We start from the raw sequence: 14,782 nt of genomic DNA on the forward strand, positions 1-14,782 counted from the left end.
GTCCCGGCCCGTCCGGGCGGGCCGGCGGTGGGGCCGGGGTGTGCCGGCGGTGCCGTTCCTCGCCCGGCTGAGGGTCGGCGCCAAGCTGATGCTGCTCGTGCTGCTGCCGGTGACCGTTCTGCTGGTGTTCACCGTGTTCGCCGCCATGTCGCACTGGGAGAAGGCACGGACGCTGCGCGACTTCGATACGGCGATCACGGTGTCGTTCGCCACCGGCGACGTCTCCGACGCCGTCGCACGGGAGCGGATGGCCGCCGTGCAGGCCCGGCTGCACGGCGAACCGGGCACCGCCCGCGAGCGCGCCGACGCCCAGCGGGCCACCGACGCCGCGCTGCGCCGGGCCGTGGGGCAGGCCACCGGCCGCCCGGTGCCCGACGTCGCCGGTGTCCTCGACGCCGTGCACCGGCAACTGCACGCGCTGCGCGTGGAGACGGGCACGAACTCCCTGGACGCGCAGACCGTCGCCCAGCGGTACGACGCCATCGAGGACGTGCTGCTCGACACCGTCGCCACCCTGGAGTCCGGACGCCCCACGCGGNNCGTGGCGCTGCGGAAGGCCATCGCCGCCGCCGAACGCGAACGGGCCGAGCTCGCCATCCTGTTCGGCGTCCCCGCCGGCCAGCGCCCCACCGCCGCCGGCCGCTGGACCGAACTGGAGAAGGCCCAACTCCGCACCTTCGAGCAGAACACCTCCGCGGAACTCTGGGCCCGGCTGCACAGCACCATGTTCCAGGCCCCCGGCCGCGCCGTCCGCAAGGTCCGCGACATGCTCGACGACTCCGACGCCCGGCCCGCCGACTGGCCCTCGTACGACGCCTGGCTCGCCGACTCCGGGGAGTACGTCGACGGCCTGCGGGACATCCAGGACCGGGCCGTGCGGGACCTCGCCTGCACCGCCGACGACGAACTGCGGGCCACCCGTACCCGCGCCTACAGCGAACTGGCCCTCTTCCTGGCCGTCCTGTGCGCCGTCACCGTCCTCGCCCTGGCTCTGCGCCGCTCGATCACCCGCCCCCTCGGCCAGGTCGCCGCGGGCGCGCGGGCCCTGTCGGAGGGCGACCTGTCGTACGACATCCGCTACGCGGGCCACGACGAACTCGGGGACGTCGCGGACACGTTCCGGGAGCTTCGGGTGACCACGGAACGGCTGGCCGGCCAGATCCGGGCCATGAACACGGCGATCGACGCCGGCCGCCTCGAACACCGGGCCGACGTCGACGCCTTCGACGGCACCTGGGCCCAGCTGCTGGGCGGCATGAACGACACCATGGCGGCCTTCGCCGCCGCTCACGGCCGCCGCCGACGCGCCGAACAGGAACTGGAAGGCATCTTCAACCTCTCCCTCGACCTGCTCTGCATCAGCGGACTCGACGGCTACTTCAAACGCGTCAACCCGGCCTTCGAACGCACCCTCGGCTATCCCGTCGAGGCCCTGACCGCCAGGCCGCTCGTCGAGTTCGTCCACGAGGAGGACCGCGACAGCACCCGTGACGCGATCGCGCTGCTGGCGAGCGGCGCCCACGTCGCCGAGTTCGAGAACCGTTACGTCCGCGCGGACGGCACCGAGTGCTGGCTCCAGTGGAGCGCCCGGCCCGTCCCCGAGGAGGGCCTCATCTACGCCGCCGCCCGCGACGTCACCGAGAGCCGCCTCGCGGCCCGGGAGCAGGCCGCGCTGCGCCGCGTCGCCACCGAGGTGGCCCGCGGGGTGCCGCCGTCCGACGTGTTCGCGAAGGTGGCGGAGGAGGTGGGCGCCCTGCTGAGCACGGCCGCGGCCGTCCTGCGCTACGAGAGCGACGGCGACGTCACGGTCCTCGGTATCGCGCGCGAACACGCCGACGACGGCGGCGGAGCGCCGCGACTGACCCGGCGTGAGGCCGCGCGCACGGTGATGCGGGACGTGGCCCGCACACGCGGCGCCGCCCGGTCGGGCACCGCCGCGGGCGCCCCCATCGTCGTCGAGGGCCGGCTGTGGGGCGTCGTCGTAGCGGCCTCGCTGCTCGACCCGCTGCCGGAGGGCACCGAGTCCCGCCTCGCCGACTTCACCGAACTCATCGCCACCGCGATCGCCAACGCCGACAGCCGCGCCCAGCTGACCGCCTCACGCGCGCGTGTCGTCGCCGCGGGCGACGCCTCCCGGCGCCGTATCGAACGCGACCTGCACGACGGTGTGCAGCAGCGCCTGATCTCCCTCCAGCTGGAACTGCGGATGGCGCAGACCCTCGTCGAGCGACGCGGCTCGGAACTCGGCAGGCAGCTCGACCACCTCGGCAAGGGCCTCGACGACACCTTCCAGGACCTGATCCAGGTGGCCCGCGGCATCCACCCGGCCGTCCTCTCCAAGGGCGGCCTCGGACCCGCCCTGCGCTCCCTCGCCCGCCGCTCCGCGATCCCCGTCGAACTCGACCTGCGGCTCTCCACGCCCCGCTTCCCCGAGCCGGTCGAGGTGGCCGCGTACTACGTGACGTCGGAGTGCCTGACCAACGCCGTCAAGCACGCGCGCGCGAGCGTGGTGACCGTCACGGCCGAGGACACCGGCGGCGTCCTGGAGGTGGTCATCCACGACGACGGCGCCGGGGGAGCGGAGCCGGGCAGGGGCTCGGGACTGATCGGGCTCATCGACCGGGTGGAGGCGATCGGCGGCCGCCTGACCGTGACCAGCCCGCCGGGCAGCGGGACGACACTGGGCGTCCGCCTGCCGCTGACACCGCCCCCGCAGACCGGGGACGCCGTCGTGCCACGTTCATGACCGCCCGAAGCGTACGCGGCGAGACCCTCAAGGGGGGAGTGTGGGACTCGGTCGGGCGTACGTTCGGGCGGTCGTGCCGGACGGTGAAGACGGCCGCCCGGCCCAGTACGCGGGAGAACGGCCGATCCGTCTCCGCCGAGACAACCGGCCACCCGCGACTGCACTCTTCCGAGCATGACGTGCCGCCCTCACGGTGTCGCCCCGGCTCTCCCCCAACTAGGCTTCCAGCTAGCCGTAAGACCGCGTTCAGGCAGGCTGCCGTGGAGAAGAGAACAAGGTCGGGCAGGGGGAGGCCGAGACCAATGCACGCCGATCAGCATCCGGCGCTGGGACGGGTGGTGCTCGCGGACGACGACGTGCTCCTGCGCGAGGGAGTGGCCAGTCTGTGCGAGCGCGTCGGATACGAGGTGGTGGGCCAGGCCGGCGACGGCAACGGGCTCATGGACCTCGTCGAGTCGCAGGTGCCGGACATCGCGATCATCGACATCAGGATGCCGCCGACCCAGTCCACCGAGGGCCTGAAGGCGGCCCGGGCGATCCGTGAGCGGCACCCCTCGGTCGGGATCCTCGTCCTGTCGGCGTTCGTCGAGGTCGAGGACGCGCTGGAGCTGCTGGCAGGCGGGCGCAGCATCGGCTATCTGCTCAAGAGCCGGATCACCGCCGTCGACGAGTTCCTGGAGACGCTCGACCGCATCCGCCGGGGCGGCTGTGTGGTGGATCCCTCACTCGTGCAGGAGCTGGTCGCCGCGCAGCGCCGCGACGATCCACTGGCCATGCTCAGCAACCGTGAGCGCGAGGTGCTCGGCCTCATGGCCGAGGGGCGCTCCAACGCGGGCATCGGCAAGCGGCTGTGGGTCACCGAGGGCACCGTCGAGAAGCACGTGAGGAGCATCCTGGGCAAGCTGAGGCTGCCGGAGGAACCGGACGACCACCGCCGGGTCCTGGCCGTCCTGACGTTCCTGGAGACCCGCTAGGCCCTTCTGAGGACGGGGCGGGCAGCCGGCCTCCGACGGCTGCCCGGGCGCCCCGCGCTGTCACTCCCCGCCAGTAGGGTGTGGAGCATGGCCGATCCCTCCAGCTACCGCCCCAGTCCGGGACAGATCCCGGACTCACCCGGGGTGTACAAATTCCGTGACGAGCACCGCCGGGTGATCTACGTCGGGAAGGCGAAGAGCCTGCGCCAGCGCCTGGCCAACTACTTCCAGGACCTGGCCGGCCTCCACCCGCGCACCCGCTCCATGGTCACCACGGCCGCCTCCGTGGAGTGGACGGTGGTCTCCACCGAGGTGGAGGCGCTCCAGCTGGAGTACTCCTGGATCAAGGAGTTCGACCCCCGGTTCAACGTCAAGTACCGCGACGACAAGAGCTACCCGTACCTCGCGGTCACGATGAACGAGCAGTACCCCCGCGTGCAGGTGATGCGCGGTCACAAGAAGAAGGGCGTCAAGTACTTCGGCCCGTACGCGCACGCGTGGGCGATCCGCGACACCGTGGACCTGCTGCTGCGCGTCTTCCCCGTCCGCACCTGCTCGGCCGGCGTCTTCAAGAACGCGGCCCGCACCGGCCGCCCCTGTCTGCTCGGCTACATCGGCAAGTGCTCCGCCCCCTGCGTCGAGCGCATCACCGCCGAGGACCACCGGGAACTGGCCGAGGATTTCAGCGACTTCATGGCCGGCCGCACCGGCACCTACCTCCGCCGCCTGGAGCGGCAGATGACGGACGCGGCCGAGGAGATGGAGTACGAGCGGGCCGCCCGGCTGCGCGACGACATCGAGGCCCTGAAGAAGGCCATGGAGAAGAACGCGGTCGTGCTCGCCGACGCGACCGACGCCGACCTGATCGCGGTCGCCGAGGACGAGCTGGAGGCCGCCGTCCAGATCTTCCACGTCCGCGGCGGACGGGTACGCGGCCAGCGCGGCTGGGTCACCGACAAGGTCGAGGCCGTCACCACCGGTGACCTCGTCGAGCACGCCCTGCAGCAGCTCTACGGCGAGGAGACCGGCGACTCGGTGCCCAAGGAGGTCCTCGTCCCGGCGCTGCCCGACCCCGTCGAGCCCGTCCAGGAATGGCTCACCGGGCGCCGCGGCTCGAACGTCTCCCTGCGCATCCCGCAGCGGGGCGACAAGAAAGCCCTCATGGAGACCGTGCAGCGCAACGCCCAGCAGTCGCTCGTGCTGCACAAGACCAAGCGCGCCTCCGACCTCACCACCCGCTCCCGGGCCCTGGAGGAGATCGCCGAGGCCCTCGACCTCGACAGCGCCCCGCTCAGGATCGAGTGCTACGACATCTCCCACCTCCAGGGCGACGACGTCGTGGCGTCCATGGTCGTCTTCGAGGACGGGCTGGCCCGCAAGAGCGAGTACCGCCGCTTCCAGGTCAAGGGCCGCGTCGGGGACACCCAGGTCTGGCACGGCGAGGGCCAGGACGACGTCCGGTCCATGCACGAGGTCATCGCCCGCCGCTTCCGGCGCTACCTCGCCGAGAAGGAGAGGACCGGGGAGTGGGCCGAGGGCGAGGACGCCTTCACCGAGGAGGACGGCCGCCCCAAGCGCTTCGCCTACCCGCCGCAGCTCGTCGTCGTCGACGGCGGACAGCCGCAGGTCGCCGCCGCCCGCCGCGCCCTGGACGAGCTGGGCATCGACGACATCGCCGTGTGCGGCCTCGCCAAGCGCCTGGAGGAGGTCTGGCTGCCCGGCGAGGACGACCCGGTGGTCCTGCCCCGCACCAGCGAGGGCCTGTACCTCCTCCAGCGCGTCCGCGACGAGGCCCACCGCTTCGCCATCACCTACCAGCGCACCAAGCGGGCCAAGCGATTCCGGGCGAGCCCCCTGGACGACGTGCCCGGCCTCGGTGACACCCGCAAGCAGGCCCTGCTCAAGCACTTCGGCTCGCTGAAGAAACTGCGCGCCGCGACGATCGACCAGATCTGCGAGGTCCCCGGCATAGGCCGCAAGACGGCCGAGACCATCGCCGCGGCCCTCGCCCAGGCGGCTCCGGCGGCACCCGCCGTGAACACCGCCACTGGAGAGATCATGGAGGACGAGGAGCCCGGCACGACGGACACCTCCGTGGAGCCCGTGGCGGCTTTCACCGCAGGGCACCCGGACCGGCGACGAGGGCAGGAGACATGACCCAGCACGAACAGCGCCCAGAACCCCACGAGCGCCCCCAGCGTCCAGAAGAACAGCACCCACAGCACTCAGCGGAGCGCGGGCAGGCCCCCAGCGCGGCGGGCGGCCACGCCTCCCAGCACCCAGCGCCACAGGAAGACGGAGCACACGTGAGTACGGGCATCGAAACAGCCGGGGTCCCCGAGGCGGCCATCCCCGAGCTGGTCATCATCTCCGGCATGTCCGGCGCCGGCCGGTCCACGGCCGCCAAGTGTCTGGAGGACCTCGGCTGGTTCGTCGTGGACAACCTGCCGCCCGCCCTGATCCCCACCATGGTGGAACTCGGCGCCCGCTCCCAGGGCAACGTGGCGCGGATCGCGGTCGTCGTCGACGTCCGCGGCCGCCGCTTCTTCGACAACCTCCGCGACTCCCTCGCCGACCTGGAGACGAAGAACGTCACCCGCCGGATCGTCTTCCTGGAGTCCTCCGACGACGCCCTGGTGCGCCGCTTCGAGTCGGTGCGCCGCCCGCACCCCCTCCAGGGCGACGGCCGTATCGTCGACGGCATCGCCGCCGAGCGGGAGCTGCTGCGTGAGCTGCGCGGCGACGCCGACCTGGTGATCGACACCTCCAGCCTGAACGTGCACGAGCTGCGCGCCAAGATGGACGCCCAGTTCGCCGGCGAGGAGGAGCCCGAGCTGCGGGCCACCGTCATGTCCTTCGGCTTCAAGTACGGCCTCCCCGTCGACGCCGACCTGGTCGTGGACATGCGCTTCCTGCCCAACCCGCACTGGGTCCCGGAGCTGCGCCCGTACACCGGCCTCAACGAGGAGGTCTCCGCGTACGTCTTCAACCAGCCCGGCGCCAAGGAGTTCCTCGACCGCTACGCCGAGCTGCTCCAGCTGATCGCCGCCGGCTACCGCCGCGAGGGCAAGCGGTACGTGACCATCGCGGTCGGCTGCACCGGCGGCAAGCACCGCTCGGTCGCCACCTCCGAGAGGCTCGCCGCCCGCCTCGCCTCCCAGGGCGTCGAGACCGTCGTCGTGCACCGCGACATGGGCCGCGAATGACCGGACGTGCTGCTCTGCGGCTGAGCAGACTGCGCCGGACCACCCTGGAAGGACGCACGACCGGCCCCGCCGAGGCCCGCGGCGGCCGGCCGCGCCGTCGTGGCGCCCAGCCCAAGGTCGTCGCCCTCGGCGGCGGCATGGGCCTGTCCGCCTCGCTCGCCGCCCTGCGCCGGATCACCGGCGACCTCACCGCCGTCGTCACCGTGGCCGACGACGGCGGCTCCAGCGGACGCCTGCGCGACGAGCTGGGCGTGCTCCCGCCCGGCGACCTGCGCAAGGCGCTGGCCGCGCTGTGCGGCGACGACGACTGGGGCCAGACCTGGGCCCGCGTCATCCAGCACCGCTTCACCTCCCAGGGCGACCTGCACGACCACGCCGTCGGCAACCTGCTGATCGTCGCCCTGTGGGAGCAGCTCGGCGACCACGTCCAGGCGCTGGACCTGGTCGGCAAGCTGCTCGGCGCGCAGGGCCGCGTGCTGCCCATGTCCGCGGTGCCCCTGGAGCTCCAGGCGCTGGTCAAGGGGCACGATCCGGCGCGCCCCGACGACGTCGACACCGTCCGCGGCCAGGCGACCGTCGCGCTCACGCCCGGCGAGGTGCAGTCCGTGCACGTCGTGCCGCACGACCCGCCCGCGGTGCCCGAGGCGGTGGAGGCCGTCCTCGACGCCGACTGGGTGGTGCTCGGCCCCGGCTCCTGGTTCTCGTCGGTCATCCCGCACCTGCTCGTGCCCGAGCTGCTCGACGCCCTCACCGAGACCAGGGCCCGGCTGGTGCTGTCGCTGAACCTCGCCCCGCAGCCGGGAGAAACCGATGGCTTCTCCCCGCAGCGTCATTTGGAGGTTTTGGCACGACACGCCCCTAAACTCGCCCTGGACGTGGTGCTGGCCGACGAGGCCGCCGTGCCCGACCGTGATTTGCTCACCGAGGCCGCGAAGCGGTTCGGCGCCGCGGTCGAGCTGGCGCCGGTGGCCCGGCCCGACGGATCTCCGCGGCATGATCCGGAGCTGCTGGCCGCCGCGTACGACCGTATTTTTCGGATGCATGGAAGGATCGGCCCATGGCGATGACGGCAGCGGTGAAGGACGAGATCTCCCGGCTACCCGTCACCCGGACCTGCTGCAGAAAGGCGGAGGTCTCGGCGATCCTGCGGTTCGCGGGCGGGCTGCACCTGGTGAGCGGCCGCATCGTGATCGAGGCGGAGCTGGACACCGCGATGGCGGCGCGCCGCCTCAAGCGGGACATCCTGGAGATCTTCGGCCACAGCTCAGAACTGATCGTGATGGCGCCCGGCGGACTGCGCCGCGGCTCGCGCTATGTGGTGCGGGTCGTCGCGGGCGGCGATCAGCTGGCCCGTCAGACGGGACTGGTCGACGGCCGCGGCCGGCCCATCCGCGGGCTGCCCCCGCAGGTGGTCTCGGGGGCCACCTGCGATGCCGAGGCCGCCTGGCGCGGGGCGTTCCTGGCGCACGGCTCGCTCACCGAGCCCGGCCGTTCGTCCTCCCTGGAGGTGACCTGCCCGGGCCCGGAGGCCGCCCTCGCGCTGGTCGGCGCGGCCCGCCGGCTGTCGATCGCCGCGAAGGCCCGTGAGGTACGCAGCGTCGACCGGGTCGTCGTCCGGGACGGTGACGCGATCGGCGCGCTGCTGACCCGGCTCGGCGCCCATGAGTCGGTGCTGGCCTGGGAGGAGCGGCGGATGCGCCGCGAGGTGCGGGCCACGGCCAACCGGCTCGCCAACTTCGACGACGCCAACCTGCGCCGCTCGGCCCGTGCCGCCGTCGCCGCCGGTGCCCGGGTGGGCCGCGCCCTGGAGATCCTCGGCGACGACGTGCCCGAGCACCTCGCCGCCGCCGGACGGCTGCGCATGGAGCACAAGCAGGCCTCGCTGGAGGAGCTCGGCGCGCTCGCCGACCCGCCGCTCACCAAGGACGCCGTCGCGGGCCGTATCCGCCGGCTGCTGGCCATGGCGGACAAGCGCGCACAGGACCTGGGCATCCCGGGGACCGAGTCGAGCCTCACCGAGGAGATGGCCGAAAACCTCGTCGGGTGACCATCCGTCACCCGATGGCCGTATCGACGAACTCGCCGGTGCCGACGCCCTGTTGGGCTGTCGGCGCCGGCTTTTCGGTGACGGGGTGAATTCCTTGTGTGGCCTGTGCGGCACCCTTGACGTGACCCCGATCTGACATGAGCCTGGCGTCTGTTCGCCACTGTGGCGAACCCACGCAAGGGGGGCTCATGAGACGAAGAGCGAGATCGATCCTCGCTGCCGGCGTGCTCCTGCTGGGCGGCGGCGCCGGGCTCGCGCCGTTCGCACAGGCGGCCGAGAACGACGGTTCCGGCGATGCGGAAGAGGTCAAGGTCTTCCGCGCCGAGGTCACGAAGAAGCAGGTACCCCTGCTTCTGGCGGCCGGGCAGGACGGTCACGAACTCAGCGAGCAGGCACCGGAGAAGGGCACCGCGTCGGTCGAGGTCTACCTCACCGACAAGCAGGCGAAGGCCCTGGAGGAGCAGGGCGTCGACCTCAAGGAGCACCGGCTCACCCGCAAGGCGGAGGCCCGGGTGGACGCCGCCGGGGACGGGGTCTACCGCCCGTACAGCGGCGCCGGCAACATCAAGGAGGAGATCCTCCGGACCGGTCAGGAGAACCCTTCCCTGACCAAGGTGGTCTCCCTCGGCAAGTCCCTCCAGGGACAGGACATCCTCGCGCTCAAGCTGACCAAGAACGCGAAGAAGACCAAGGACGGCGCCAAGCCCTCCGTCCTGTACATGTCCAACCAGCACGCCCGTGAGTGGATCACCCCGGAGATGACCCGGCGGCTGATGCACCACTACCTGGACAACTACAAGACGGACAAGCGGATCAAGAAGATCGTCGACACCACCGAGCTGTGGTTCCTCATCTCCGCCAACCCGGACGGCTACGACTTCACCCACAAGGCCGACGGCAACCGCCAGTGGCGCAAGAACCTGCGCGACATCAACGGTGACAACGCCATCACCGTCGGCGACGGCGTCGACCTCAACCGCAACTTCGCCTACAAGTGGGGCTACGACAACGAGGGTTCGTCCCCGTTCCCCACCAGTGAGACCTACCGCGGCGCGAGCCCGGGCTCCGAGCCCGAGACCAAGGCCCTGGACGCCTTCGAGAAGCGCATCGGCTTCGAGTACGGCATCAACTACCACTCCGCCGCCGAACTGATCCTCTACGGCGTCGGCTGGCAGGTGGCCACCCCCACCCCGGACGACGTGCTGTACAAGGCGCTGGCCGGCACCCCGGAGAACCCCGCGGTCCCCGGCTACCACCCCCAGCTCTCCTCGGAGCTGTACACCACCAACGGTGAGGCGGACGGCCACGCGGCCAACGTCAACGGCACGGCGATGTTCACCCCCGAGATGTCGACGTGCCAGACCGCGTCGAACATCGACCCGGCCGACGCCTGGAAGCCGGAGGACTGCGCCTCCGTCTTCACGTTCCCGGACGACGAGAAGCTGATCAAGCAGGAGTTCGAGAAGAACATCCCGTTCGCGCTCTCCGTCGCCGAGTCCGCGGCCAGGCCCGACCAGCCGAAGTCCTCGGTCGGCCTCGACGCCCCCGACTTCACCCCGGCGTCCTTCACCACGTCGTACTCGCGCGGCGCCGACCAGGAGATCTCCGTCGTCGCCCGCAAGTCCGTGCGCGACAAGGAGCTGAAGTACCGGATCAACGGCCGCGGCCGGACCTACGACCAGACGCTCAGGCCCTGGAAGGGCGGCGAGACGTTCGGCGGTGAGGACAACCTCTGGTTCGACGAGTACCGGGCGAAGGTCCAGGACGGCGAGCCCGGCGACAAGGTCGAGGTCTGGTTCACCGGCGAGACCAAGAGCGGCAAGGCCACCCGCAGCGAGCGCTTCACCTACACGATCGCCGAGCGGCCCAAGGCCGACACCCTCGTCGTCGCCGAGGAGGGCGCGACCGCGACCCAGACCCAGACCTATGTCGACGCGCTGAAGGCCAACGGCAAGAAGGCGCTCGTCTGGGACGTCGCCACCCAGGGTGCTCCCGACGCGCTGGGCGTACTGAAGCACTTCAAGCAGGTCGTCCACTACACGGGCGCCGTGCGCCCCGGTGTCGCCACCCAGCTCGCCCTGCGCGCCTACCTCAACGAGGGCGGCAAGCTGATCGAGGCGGGCGAGAGCGCCGGCGGCTCCGTCGACCTCGGCGGCGGCACCCTGTCCAACGACTTCAGCCAGTACTACCTGGGCGCCTACAGCCGTACGTCCCTGCCCGACGCCAAGTCCTTCGCGGGCAGCGGCAAGCTGGCGGGCTTCACGGGAACACTCGGCGACGCGCCGGGCAACCCGCTCAACACGGCCGGTTCGTTCGGCCTCACCTCCGACGCCCTGCCCGCGGACGCCTTCCCGCAGTTCGCGAGCGCCGGGGCGGGCCAGTACCCCGGCACCGTCAACCCCTACGGCCCGTACGAGGGCGCGTCGATGGCGGCGGTCACGCACTCCGACTACGCCTGGAACCGGCTCACCCGCACCATCGACCTCACCTCGGTGACCGCGGCCGACAAGCCCACGCTGCGCACCCGGATCCTGTGGAACACCGAGGAGGGCTACGACCACGCGGTCCTGGAGGCCCACACCACCGGGGCGGACGACTGGACGACGCTGCCCGAGGCGGGCGGCGCCACCTCCACCGCCGTGCCCGCCGAGTGCGAGGCCGGGTACTTCATCCAGGCCCACCCGGCGCTGAAGCGGTACCTGACCCTGGGCTCCGGCGGCTGCACGCCGACCGGCACCAGCGGGGCCTGGAACAGCTTCACCGGGGCCTCCGACGGCTGGAAGCAGGTCGAGTTCGATCTGTCCGCCTACGCCGGCAAGTCGGTCGAGGTGTCCTTCAGCTACATCACCGACCCCGGCTCCGGCGGCCGTGGCGTGCTGCTGGACAACACCACGGTGGTCACCGGCGGCACCGCCGGCGCGGCCGAGGGCTTCGAGACGTCGCTCGGCGCGTGGAAGACCCCCGGCCCGCCCGCGGGCAGCCCGGCGGTCGTCCGGGACTGGGGCCTGTCCGGCGAACTGTTCAAGACGTTCGGCGCGGTCACCACGAATGACACCGTGCTGCTGGGCTTCGGCCTGGAGCAGGTGCCCGCGGCGGCCGACCGCACGGCCCTGCTCGGCAAGGCGCTTGCGGCGCTCAGGAAGTGAGCGCCGACTGCGCCGAAGGGCTGATGGCAGGCCCTGGGGAGGCCACCTCGAACGTCTGAAATCAGATGATCGGGGGGCCGCTCAAAAGGTAATCAGCTTGTAAAACCCGGGCGGTCCGTACCCCTACTGGCGGGTACGGACCGCACCGGCATGTATAGGGCATCTCGATGTCACTCGAGGGGTCCCGGGGAGGTAGGGTCGTAGGCGGTCGGGGACATCCCATACAGCTCGCCGGCACTGAGCCGGCGTACCAACGAGGAGATCGGTTCGTGACGATCCGCGTAGGCATCAACGGCTTTGGCCGCATCGGTCGTAACTACTTCCGCGCGCTGCTGGAGCAGGGTGCGGACATCGAGATCGTGGCTGTCAACGACCTGGGTGACACCGCGACCACCGCTCACCTGCTGAAGTACGACACCATCCTGGGCCGTCTCAAGGCCGAGGTGTCGCACACCGCCGACACGATCACCGTGGACGGCCACACCATCAAGGTTCTCTCCGAGCGCAACCCCGCCGACATCCCGTGGGGCGAGCTGGGCGTCGACATCGTCATCGAGTCCACCGGCATCTTCACGAAGAAGGCTGATGCCGCGAAGCACCTCGCCGGCGGCGCCAAGAAGGTCCTCATCTCGGCTCCGGCCAAGGACGAGGACATCACCGTGGTGATGGGCGTCAACCAGGACAAGTACGACCCGGCGAACCACCACGTCATCTCCAACGCCTCCTGCACCACCAACTGTGTGGCGCCCATGGCGAAGGTCCTCGACGAGAACTTCGGCATCGTCAAGGGTCTGATGACGACGGTCCACGCGTACACCAACGACCAGCGCATCCTGGACTTCCCGCACTCGGACCTGCGTCGCGCCCGCGCCGCCGCCGAGAACATCATCCCGACCACCACCGGTGCCGCGAAGGCCACCGCGTTGGTCCTGCCCCAGCTCAAGGGCAAGCTCGACGGCATCGCCATGCGTGTCCCGGTCCCGACCGGCTCGGCCACCGACCTGGTCGTCACGCTGCAGCGCGAGGTCACCAAGGACGAGGTCAACGCCGCCTTCAAGAAGGCCTCCGAGGACGGCGACCTCAAGGGCATCCTGTTCTACACCGAGGACCAGATCGTCTCCTCGGACATCGTCAGCGACCCGGCCTCCTGCACCTTCGACGCCTCCCTGACCATGGTCCAGGAAGGTACGTCTGTGAAGATCCTCGGCTGGTACGACAACGAGTGGGGCTACTCCAACCGCCTCGTCGACCTGACGGTCTTCGTCGGCAACCAGCTCTGATCGACGGAAACAGGCACTTGATGTGACGGCAGGGCTCGGGCGGCGCAGTGACGCGCCGCCCGGGCCCTGACTCACGTGCGAAACGGCCCTCTTACGATCACGAGCACCACAAGTCCTCACCGGGAGTCCCCTCAATGAAGACGATCGACGAACTCCTCACTGACGGAGTCGCCGGAAAGCGGGTCTTCGTCCGCGCCGACCTGAACGTGCCGCTGTCCGGCACCACGATCACCGACGACGGCCGTATCCGCGCCGTCCTGCCCACCGTCAAGGCCCTCGCCGACGCGGGCGCCCGCGTGGTCGTCGCCTCGCACCTGGGCCGCCCCAAGGGCGCCCCGGACCCCGCCTTCTCGCTCGCCCCCGCCGCCGCCCGCCTCGGTGAACTCCTCGGCGCCGACGTGGAGTTCGCGACGGACACGGTCGGTGAGTCCGCCGAGGCCGCCGTCACGGGCCTCGCCGACGGCCAGGTCGCCGTGCTGGAGAACCTGCGCTTCAACGCCGGCGAGACGTCGAAGGACGACGCCGAGCGCGCCGCCTTCGCCGACCGGCTCGCCGGCCTCGCCGACGTCTACGTGGGCGACGGCTTCGGGGCGGTGCACCGTAAGCACGCGTCCGTCTTCGACCTCCCGGCCCGGCTGCCGCACTACGCGGGCCACCTCATCGCCACCGAGGTCGGCGTCCTCAAGAAGCTCACCGAGGACGTCAAGCGCCCCTATGTGGTCGCGCTCGGCGGCGCCAAGGTCTCCGACAAGCTCGCCGTCATCGACCAGCTGCTCGGCAAGGCCGACCGCATCCTCATCGGCGGCGGCATGGCGTACACGTTCCTCAAGGCCAAGGGGTACGAGGTCGGCAGCTCCCTCCTCCAGGAGGATCAGCTCCCGGCCGTCGTGGAGTACCTGGAGCGCGCCGAGAGGACCGGTGTCGAACTGGTCCTTCCCGTCGACGCCCTCGTCGCGTCCGCGTTCCCGGACCTGAAGGCCAAGGCCCCGGCCGACGCCACCTCCGTCGCCGCGGACGCCATCCCGGCCGACCAGATGGGTCTGGACATCGGTCCGGAATCCCGCAAGCTGTACGCCTCGAAGATCGCCGACGCGGCCACCGTCTTCTGGAACGGGCCGATGGGCGTCTTCGAGCACCCCGATTTCGCCGAGGGCACCAAGGCGGTCGCCCAGGCTCTCCTCGACTCCGAGGCGTTCACGGTCGTCGGCGGCGGAGACTCCGCCGCGGCCGTGCGCATCCTGGGCTTCGACGAGAACGCATTCGGCCACATCTCGACCGGTGGCGGCGCCTCCCTCGAATACCTCGAGGGCAAGACGCTCCCCGGACTCGCCGCACTGGAGGACTGACCCTCGATGACTGCTGTTGAAAACGGCCGCCTGCCCC

Annotated in this window: 8 protein-coding genes and 2 pseudogenes; all 10 read left to right on the top strand. The window is 71.1% G+C overall.

Annotated elements, in window-relative coordinates; translation table 11 throughout:
• Positions 1 to 49: 49 nt before the first annotated feature.
• Positions 50 to 538, top strand: a pseudogene (locus tag AOK15_RS46585) (nitrate- and nitrite sensing domain-containing protein); the annotation flags it as partial.
• Positions 539 to 540: 2 nt separating this feature from the next.
• Positions 541 to 2,746: pseudogene (locus AOK15_RS08270) on the top strand (GAF domain-containing sensor histidine kinase); the annotation flags it as partial.
• Positions 2,747 to 3,048: 302 nt separating this feature from the next.
• Positions 3,049 to 3,720, top strand: coding sequence for a response regulator (locus AOK15_RS08275; protein ID WP_055514336.1), 672 nt, complete (start codon positions 3,049 to 3,051; stop codon positions 3,718 to 3,720).
• Between the two features lie 87 nt (positions 3,721 to 3,807).
• A complete protein-coding gene (gene uvrC / locus AOK15_RS08280) occupies positions 3,808 to 5,877 on the top strand; it encodes an excinuclease ABC subunit UvrC (RefSeq protein ID WP_055514339.1) in 2,070 nt (689 codons plus the stop codon).
• Positions 5,874 to 6,926 carry an RNase adapter RapZ gene (rapZ, locus tag AOK15_RS08285; protein ID WP_055514341.1) on the top strand — a complete coding sequence of 351 codons (1,053 nt, stop codon included), beginning with the start codon at positions 5,874 to 5,876 and terminating at the stop codon, positions 6,924 to 6,926. Before uvrC ends, rapZ begins: the two co-directional genes overlap by 4 nt.
• Entirely contained in the window at positions 6,923 to 7,993 is a 1,071-nt protein-coding gene (locus AOK15_RS08290) for a gluconeogenesis factor YvcK family protein (protein WP_055514343.1), read from the top strand. The genes rapZ and AOK15_RS08290 overlap by 4 nt, the downstream gene beginning before the upstream one ends.
• Complete coding sequence (gene whiA / locus AOK15_RS08295) at positions 7,984 to 8,973, top strand: DNA-binding protein WhiA (protein WP_055514344.1); 990 nt, start codon at positions 7,984 to 7,986, stop codon at positions 8,971 to 8,973. The genes AOK15_RS08290 and whiA overlap by 10 nt, the downstream gene beginning before the upstream one ends.
• Before the next feature lie 188 nt (positions 8,974 to 9,161).
• The gene (locus tag AOK15_RS08300) at positions 9,162 to 12,119 is read left to right on the top strand and encodes a M14 family metallopeptidase (RefSeq protein ID WP_055514346.1); all 2,958 of its coding nucleotides are present in this window, start codon (positions 9,162 to 9,164) and stop codon (positions 12,117 to 12,119) included.
• A 269-nt stretch (positions 12,120 to 12,388) separates the two neighbouring features.
• Positions 12,389 to 13,399 (top strand): type I glyceraldehyde-3-phosphate dehydrogenase, encoded by a 1,011-nt coding sequence (gap, locus tag AOK15_RS08305; protein WP_055514348.1) that lies wholly within the window; start codon positions 12,389 to 12,391, stop codon positions 13,397 to 13,399.
• Positions 13,400 to 13,533: 134 nt separating this feature from the next.
• On the top strand, positions 13,534 to 14,745 hold the full coding sequence (locus tag AOK15_RS08310; protein ID WP_055514350.1) for a phosphoglycerate kinase: 1,212 nt from the start codon (positions 13,534 to 13,536) through the stop codon (positions 14,743 to 14,745).
• Positions 14,746 to 14,782 lie beyond the last annotated feature (37 nt).

Origin of the sequence: Streptomyces ossamyceticus (assembly GCF_001418475.1) — a bacterium.
Lineage (GTDB): Bacteria > Actinomycetota > Actinomycetes > Streptomycetales > Streptomycetaceae > Streptomyces > Streptomyces ossamyceticus.

Excerpts from the sequence above, each read along its gene's own strand:
- AOK15_RS08300 (WP_055514346.1), top strand. The coding sequence starts at position 9,162 with ATGAGACGAAGAGCGAGATCGATCCTCGCTGCCGGCGTGCTCCTGCTG.
- AOK15_RS08290 (WP_055514343.1), top strand. The coding sequence starts at position 6,923 with ATGACCGGACGTGCTGCTCTGCGGCTGAGCAGACTGCGCCGGACCACC.
- AOK15_RS08275 (WP_055514336.1), top strand. The coding sequence starts at position 3,049 with ATGCACGCCGATCAGCATCCGGCGCTGGGACGGGTGGTGCTCGCGGAC.
- AOK15_RS08310 (WP_055514350.1), top strand. The coding sequence starts at position 13,534 with ATGAAGACGATCGACGAACTCCTCACTGACGGAGTCGCCGGAAAGCGG.
- whiA (WP_055514344.1), top strand. The coding sequence starts at position 7,984 with ATGGCGATGACGGCAGCGGTGAAGGACGAGATCTCCCGGCTACCCGTC.
- uvrC (WP_055514339.1), top strand. The coding sequence starts at position 3,808 with ATGGCCGATCCCTCCAGCTACCGCCCCAGTCCGGGACAGATCCCGGAC.
- rapZ (WP_055514341.1), top strand. The coding sequence starts at position 5,874 with ATGACCCAGCACGAACAGCGCCCAGAACCCCACGAGCGCCCCCAGCGT.